Annotated in this window: 5 protein-coding genes and 1 pseudogene; 5 read left to right on the top strand and 1 reads right to left on the bottom strand. The window is 59.3% G+C overall.

The window, feature by feature from the left end; genetic code table 11:
- On the bottom strand, positions 1-831 hold an 831-nt coding region (locus tag A3754_RS16230; protein ID WP_156497027.1), incomplete at its 3' end, for an FAD-binding oxidoreductase.
- A gap of 142 nt (positions 832-973) precedes the next feature.
- Here A3754_RS16230 and serA point away from each other — a divergent pair.
- From serA to A3754_RS16205, 5 genes and pseudogenes are all read left to right on the top strand, one after another.
- Positions 974-2,203 carry a phosphoglycerate dehydrogenase gene (serA, locus tag A3754_RS16225; protein WP_063520534.1) on the top strand — a complete coding sequence of 410 codons (1,230 nt, stop codon included), beginning with the start codon at positions 974-976 and terminating at the stop codon, positions 2,201-2,203.
- A 194-nt stretch (positions 2,204-2,397) separates the two neighbouring features.
- Complete coding sequence (locus A3754_RS16220; RefSeq protein ID WP_231880655.1) at positions 2,398-3,693, top strand: COG3014 family protein; 1,296 nt, start codon at positions 2,398-2,400, stop codon at positions 3,691-3,693.
- Complete coding sequence (locus A3754_RS16215) at positions 3,690-4,088, top strand: YcfL family protein (RefSeq protein ID WP_063520532.1); 399 nt, start codon at positions 3,690-3,692, stop codon at positions 4,086-4,088. The genes A3754_RS16220 and A3754_RS16215 overlap by 4 nt, the downstream gene beginning before the upstream one ends.
- A 43-nt stretch (positions 4,089-4,131) precedes the next feature.
- The gene (lpoB, locus tag A3754_RS16210; RefSeq protein WP_007149918.1) at positions 4,132-4,722 is read left to right on the top strand and encodes a penicillin-binding protein activator LpoB; all 591 of its coding nucleotides are present in this window, start codon (positions 4,132-4,134) and stop codon (positions 4,720-4,722) included.
- Positions 4,723-4,920: 198 nt separating this feature from the next.
- Positions 4,921-5,115 (top strand): annotated as a pseudogene (locus A3754_RS16205) (penicillin-binding protein activator LpoB); the annotation flags it as partial.

The raw sequence follows: 5,115 nt of genomic DNA, 5'->3' as shown, positions 1-5,115 counted from the left end.
GTAGAACGGGCACTCGGTCTCGAAGGGCTTGGGCACGCCGTGGGCCAGTACGTGGGCCATGGCCTTGTCGGAGAAGAATTCGAAGGCAGTCAGGTCGATGTCCTGCTGGAAGGCGTGCAGGATTTTCATCACTTCCCGGAAGCCCGGGGCGCCCAGTACCAGGGCCGTCAGGTCTTTTGGCTGGCGGGTGAGTTTGACGGTGGCTTCCACCACAAAGCCCAGGGTGCCTTCGGAGCCGATAAACAGGTGGCGGAAATCGTAACCGGTGGCGTTCTTGATCAGGCCCTTGTTCAGGTCGAGCAGTTCGCCCTTGCCGGTGACCACTTTCAGGCCGGTGATCCAGTCGCGGGTCATGCCGTAGCGGATCACCTTGATGCCGCCGGCGTTGGTGCCGATGTTGCCGCCGATCTGGCTGGAGCCGGCGGAAGCGAAATCCACCGGGTAGAACAGGCCCTTCTCTTCGGCGAATTCCTGCAGCTGCTGGGTGACCACGCCGGGTTGCACGGTGACAGCGCGGTCAAATTCGTTGAACTCCAGGATCGTGTTCATGCGATCGAAGGCCACTACCAGCTCGCCGTTGGATGCCACGGCCCCGGCGGAGAGGCCGGTGCGGCCCCCGGACGGCACCAGGTGCAGACCATGCTCGTTGGCGATTTCGACGATCTGTTGCACCTCTTCCGCAGTCTCGGGCAGTGCCACGGCGCAGGGGGCCGGTGCCCAGACTTTGGTCCAGTCGACCCCGTAGCGTTCTGCGCTTTCCTGGTCGGTGAGGCAGCGATTGCCAAGCAAATCAGTCAGTTGCTCCAGTGCAGCATGGGCAAGGGCAGTCATCAACAGGTCTCCTGAACGGGTCTAACCGGGGGCTTGAAACGGCTTCATGCTGACTTGAACAGAAGTACAGCATGGGTTGCTCTCAATTTGAGCGCGCTATGTTAACATACGCGCCCATTTCACAGGCTACCGAGACAGAATCATGGCCGATACTTCTCTTGAGAAGGATAAGATCCGCGTTCTCCTGCTCGAGGGCATCCACGAAAACGCCGTGGAGAACCTGAAAGCGAACGGTTACTCCAATGTGGAGCTGCTGCCCACTGCGCTTACCGGGGATGACCTGACTGCCAAAATCAAGGATGCCCATTTTGTCGGCATTCGTTCGCGCACCCAGCTCACCGACGAGGTGTTCGAGGCGGCGGAAAAACTGATTGGCGTCGGCTGTTTCTGTATCGGTACCAACCAGGTGGACCTGAAGTCCGCTCTCAAGCGTGGTATCCCGGTCTTCAACGCGCCCTACTCCAATACCCGCTCCGTGGCGGAGCTGGTGATTGCCCACACCATCAACATGATGCGCGGCATTCCCGAGAAGAACGCGTCGGCCCACCGTGGCGGGTGGTTGAAGTCTGCCAAGGACAGCTACGAAATCCGTGGCAAGACCCTGGGGATCGTGGGTTACGGCAACATCGGTGCGCAAGTAAGTGTGCTGGCCGAGTCCATGGGCATGAAGGTGAAGTTCTACGACGTGGTGCCCAAGCTGCCGCTGGGCAACGCGGAACAGGTGGGCACGCTCACCGACCTGCTGGCCCAGTCCGATGTGGTCAGCCTGCACGTGCCGGATACCGCCGACACCCGCTGGATGATTCAGGAAGAGCAGATCCGCGCGATCAAGCCCAAGGGCTACCTGATCAACTACGCCCGCGGCAAAGTCGTCGATATCGACGCGCTGGCGGCGGCCCTGAAAGACGGCCACCTGCTGGGCGCCGCCATCGACGTGTTCCCGGAAGAGCCCAAGGGTAACGACGACGAGTTCGTCAGCCCGTTGCGCGAATTCGATAACGTGATCCTCACCCCGCACATTGGTGGCTCCACCAAGGAAGCGCAGGTGAACATCGGCACGGAAGTGTCCGAGAAGCTGATCCGTTATTCCGATAACGGCGCCACCCTGGGTGCGGTGAACTTCCCGGAAGTGGCCCTGCCGCCGCACCCGGATATGCACCGCCTGCTGCACACCCACAAGAACGTGCCCGGCGTGCTGACCCAGATCAACACCGTTTTCTCCGAGAACGGCATCAACATCTGCGGCCAGTACCTGCAAACCAACGAAGAGATTGGTTACGTGGTCATCGATGTGGACAAGGGCTACAGCCAGCTGGCGCTGGAGAAGCTGCGCACCATCGATGGCACCATCCGCACCCGGGTGTTGTTCTAGTCGTAACAGCGGCACACAAATGTTGGCATATTGTGCCAGCAGGGTGTGAACTGCTCGACAAAAAGCCGGAGTCAGGCTAACTTGCCTGCTTCGGCTTTTTTCTTGGGGCATACACTAAGATCATGAATTTGTTCAGGAAGGGATGCCTGTCTGTCGCGTTATTGGCGATGCTGAGCGGCTGTGCCACGAACTCCATGTTCGTGTCCTACCCCAGCCAGGCAGAAAAATGGAAGGCCACATTGGGGAATGAGGCCGCCAGTGCAGGGACCACACAAAAGTTGGAGAAAGCCACCGCCGGGGGCGATGGCGTGCTCTATCTGCAGGAGCTGGGGCGGGTTACGCAACTCAATGGCGAAGGCGAAGCCAGCCGCAATGCCTTTGCCGATGTGGTATCCAAATACGATGCAGAGGATGCCAGCGCAAAGATCCAGGTCTCGTCCCTGGCTGCCTCCGGCACCTCGCTAATCACCAACGACAATGCCCGCCCTTATGTGGCGCCGGACTACGAGCGCATCTTCACCCGTGCCTATCAGGCGCTGAACTACTGGGCCGAGAACGATGTCACCGGCACCGCTGTGGAATTGCGTGCGGCGGCCCTGGAGCAGCGGGTCTCGGCCAACAAGCGGGAAAAGGAAATCGCCAAGGCTGAGGAAGAGGCCGAAGAGAACGACGTGGACGTGTCCCAGTTCGACGGCTATTTCCAGGGGATTGATGCGGTGGCCGGCGGCGTCAAGGCCAGCTTCCAGAATGCCTGGACCTTCTACCTGTCCGCCTTGTTCTGGGAGGCCCACGGCGAATATAACGATGCCCTGGTCGATTACAAGAAAGCGCTGGAGATCAACTCCGGCGTGGATATGATCAAGGAAGACGTGGAGCGGGTGTCCAACCCTCGTGCGCTGCGAGACAGCGATGAAGGCATGGTCGCGGTGTTGTATGAGCAAGGCTTTGTGCAGCCCCGGGAAGAATTCACCCTGCCGATCCCCACCGTGCACGGCGTGTTTTCCGTGGCCTTCCCCACCTATGCCATTGGCAGCAAGCCGCGCCCCAACAGCCTGCGGGTGCTGGACAGCGCCAGCCAGCCGCTGGGGGAAACCGTGGTGCTGGCGGATGTGGGCGGGTTGGCCGCCAAGGATCTGAAAGAGCGTATGCCCGGCATGCTGGTGCGCCAGACCCTGCGGGCCACGGCCAAGTACAATATGCAAAAACAGGCCAACGACAACTTCGGTCTGTTAGGCTCACTGAGTACACAGATCTATAATCTGGTCAGTGAGCAGGCCGATCGGCGCAGCTGGCTGACGTTGCCAGCCTATGCCCAGGCCACCCGTTTTCACCTGCCCCAGGGCGAGCATGCATTGGTGCTTAGTACCCCGGCAGGCAACAGAACGCTGACGGTTCCGGTAGTACGCCGGGGCCTCACCGTGATTCATGCAGTGGCTGTACCTGGCCAATTGATTACTCGCGTGTTACCCGTTCAGGAGGGACCCTTATGACATTCTTACGCCCGATGCTGGCGATACTGGTCGCGTTGATGCTGGCCGCATGTTCCGCCAGCAATAAAGGCCAGATGGAAGTCACCGAAGACGGCGAAGTCGTTACCAAGGTGTATTCCAACAACAGCCTGCTATCCAGCCGCATTTCCGTGGAAGACCTGCGCCAGAAACGTGTGGGCGATATGCTGATGGTTCAGGCGGTGCTGGAAAATGACTGGAAATTCCAGCTCGACTTCCAATACAAGTTCAAGTGGTTTGATGCCGACGGTTTTGAACTGGAACCGGAAGCCCAGCCCTGGCAGCAGGTGGTCATGGCCGGCCGCAGCCAGAACAGTGTGAAGGGGGTTTCCCCCAATCCGTCCGCCGTGCGCTTCGAAATCTGGGTGCAGGAATAACTGTCAGCCCGGCTGACGTAACAAGGAACAAGGAGAAACAAGAATGGTACGTGTATTTTCAATGATGATGCTTGGCGCTGCACTGGTGCTGTCTGGCTGTTCCACCGTGGATTATGGCGATGCCCAGGGCCGCGAAACCGTGAACACCGATTTCGGTTCCACCGACCTGCAGATGATTGCCAGCAAAATGGTGGATGACATGCTGGTGTTCCCGCCCATCGTGCAGATGACCCAGAGTCGTCGCCCGGTGGTGTTTGTGGACCGCATCAAGAACAAGACCACCGAGCACGTGGACACCGAATCGATCACCGATACCATCCAGTCCAAGCTGATCAACTCCGGCAAGTTCCGTTTCGCTGACATGACAGTCGTAGAGCGTGTTCGTGAGCAGCTGGATTACCAGAGCGAATCCGGCCTGGTAGACCAAAGCACCGCTGCGGCCATGGGTCGTCAAATTGGCGCCGAGTTCATGATGTACGGCAACTTCTCTTCCATCGTGAAACGCGATGGCAGCACCAAGGACGTGTACTACAAGTTCACCCTGAAGCTGCTCAACATCCAGACCGGCATCATCGAGTGGGCCAACGAAAAAGAAATTCGCAAGACCAAGTCCAAGAGCCTGTTCGGCCTGTAAACGGGCCGTATTCGCGACTGCAAACGGTAACGGCCACCGCGCAGGGATCTGCGGGGTGGCTGGAGGCAGGGACGCCCTGCCTCGGCCGTTTGAGGTGCGCCGGGGCGGTATCATCGAAGCCGCCCGTTTCCGGCTCACGCCGGCCTTATTCGTGATATAAGTGGTGGCACGATTGTCGCTACTGGCAAGGAGGTCATCATGATCAAACATCTTTTCTCTCCCTTTTTTCTTGTCCTGCTACTGTGCTCGTCCTTCAGCCATGCGATGACGGAAACCGTTTCCGTGTCCGCACGGGGTTATGGCGATAACCCGGAGCAGGCCATGACCAATGCCCTGGTCGCCGCCGTGCGCCAGGGTGGCGGTGTCACCCTGGCGGTGGACCCCAACTTCCGC

Source organism: Alcanivorax sp. HI0083, assembly GCF_001635175.1.
This window is presented reverse-complemented; position numbering and strand designations above follow the sequence as displayed.

Bases quoted from the DNA above. Each gene is read 5' to 3' on its own strand.
- serA (WP_063520534.1), top strand. From the start codon at position 974: ATGGCCGATACTTCTCTTGAGAAGGATAAGATCCGCGTTCTCCTGCTC.
- A3754_RS16220 (WP_231880655.1), top strand. From the start codon at position 2,398: ATGTTCGTGTCCTACCCCAGCCAGGCAGAAAAATGGAAGGCCACATTG.
- A3754_RS16215 (WP_063520532.1), top strand. From the start codon at position 3,690: ATGACATTCTTACGCCCGATGCTGGCGATACTGGTCGCGTTGATGCTG.
- lpoB (WP_007149918.1), top strand. From the start codon at position 4,132: ATGGTACGTGTATTTTCAATGATGATGCTTGGCGCTGCACTGGTGCTG.